The following is a 1,631-nucleotide window of genomic DNA, read 5'->3' as shown; positions in this document are numbered from 1 at the left end:
GGTCTGCTCGGGCGGCCGCTACGAAAACCTGGCCAGCCACTACACCAAGTCCAAGCTGCCGGGCGTTGGCATTTCCATCGGCGCCACGCGCCTGTTCTTCCAGCTGCGCGAGGCCGGCATCCTGTCCAGCGCGGAAAGTTCGGTCGACGTCATGGTCGGCCTGATGGACGAAGAACGCCTGGCCGATTCGCTCGACATCGCCCGCCAGCTGCGCGGCGCCGGCATCAATGCCGAGGTGCAGATGGAAGGCAAGAAGCTGGCCAAGCAGTTCCAGTACGCCGACAAGGCCGGCATCCGCTTCGTGGTGCTCTACGGCGAAGACGAAGCCGCGCGCAACGTGGTCACGGTGAAGGACCTGCGCGCCAAGGAACAGTTCGAAGTCGCCCGCGACGACCTGGCAAAGACCCTGCGCGTGGAAATCGAACAACAGCGCGCCATGGGAGGCGTCTGACATGAAGCCGATCACCCTCGACGGCCGCAGCCTCAACCGTGCCCAGGTGGCCGAGATCGCGCACGGCGCGCCGGTCACGCTCGACGCCGGGCAGATGCACGCGGTGCAGCGCGCGGCCGACTTCCTGGCCGAACAGGTGCGCAAGCAGGAGCCGATCTACGGTGTTTCCACCGGTTTTGGTTCCAACGCCGACAAGCTGCTTGGCTCGCGCCGCGTTCGCCACGGCATGCCCGGCGCCGCCGACACTGATGAAACCGTGCTCGAGGAACTGCAGCGCAACCTCATCGTCACCCACGCCGTCTGCGTGGGTGAACCCTTCGCGCCCGACGTGGTGCGCGCCATGCTGGCGATCCGCATCAACACCCTGATGATGGGCCACTCTGGCATCCGCCCGCAGGTGCTCGAGGCGCTGGCCGCGATGCTGAACGCAGGCATCGTGCCGGTGGTGCCGCGCAAGGGCAGCGTCGGCGCCAGCGGCGACCTGGCGCCGCTGTCGCACCTGGCCATCGTGCTGCTGGGCGGCGGCGAAGCCTTCTACGACGGTGAACGCATGACCGGCGCCGAAGCCCTGGCCCGCGCCGGCCTGGAGCCGGTGAAGCTTTCGCACAAGGAAGGCCTGGCGCTGAACAACGGCACCGCCCAGATGCTGGCCACCGCCGTGCTGGCGATCGAAAAGCTCGAAGACCTGCTCGACACCGCCGACCTGGCCGCGGCAATGACGCTCGACGCCTTCGCCGGCCGCCTGCGCGCCTTCGACCCCCACGTGCACGCGCTGCGTCCGCACCCGGGCCAGGTGCACGTGGCGCACCAGCTGCGCCGGCTGCTGGCGGGTTCGACGCTGTCGGACATCGCCTACCACCTGGTGCCCAAGTTCCGCTCCTGGCTGCCCGAAAGCTGGTCCGACCCGGAGCAGCAGGCCCTGGGCTTCGACATCGGCTGGGACTGGGTGCCGCTTACGCAGCGCCACGGCCGCGAGCGTTTCTACCAGCGCTTCCGGCCCTTCCGCGGCGGCAAGAAGCACCAGCCGCAGGACAGCTACTCGCTGCGCTGCATCCCGCAGGTGCACGGCGCCGTGCGCGATGCCCTGGAACAGGCCAAGCGCGTCATCGATATCGAACTCAACGCCGTCACCGACAACCCGCTGCTGTTCCCGGGCCTGGAAGGCGCCAAGGAAATCGAA

The 1,631-nt window shown here is 68.4% G+C and carries 2 protein-coding genes; both read left to right on the top strand.

What is annotated here, in order from left to right; translation table 11 throughout:
• The coding region (locus AACZ35_RS14135) for a His/Gly/Thr/Pro-type tRNA ligase C-terminal domain-containing protein (RefSeq protein WP_339830405.1) at positions 1-451 on the top strand (451 nt) is incomplete at its 5' end.
• Position 452: 1 nt separating this feature from the next.
• A partial coding sequence (locus AACZ35_RS14130; protein ID WP_339830402.1) for an aromatic amino acid lyase occupies positions 453-1,631 on the top strand: 1,179 nt, incomplete at its 3' end.

Origin of the sequence: uncultured Arenimonas sp. (assembly GCF_963976025.1) — a bacterium.
Lineage (GTDB): Bacteria > Pseudomonadota > Gammaproteobacteria > Xanthomonadales > Xanthomonadaceae > Arenimonas.
The sequence above is the reverse complement of the archived record's forward strand: the minus strand, read 5'-3'. Positions and strand labels throughout refer to the sequence as shown.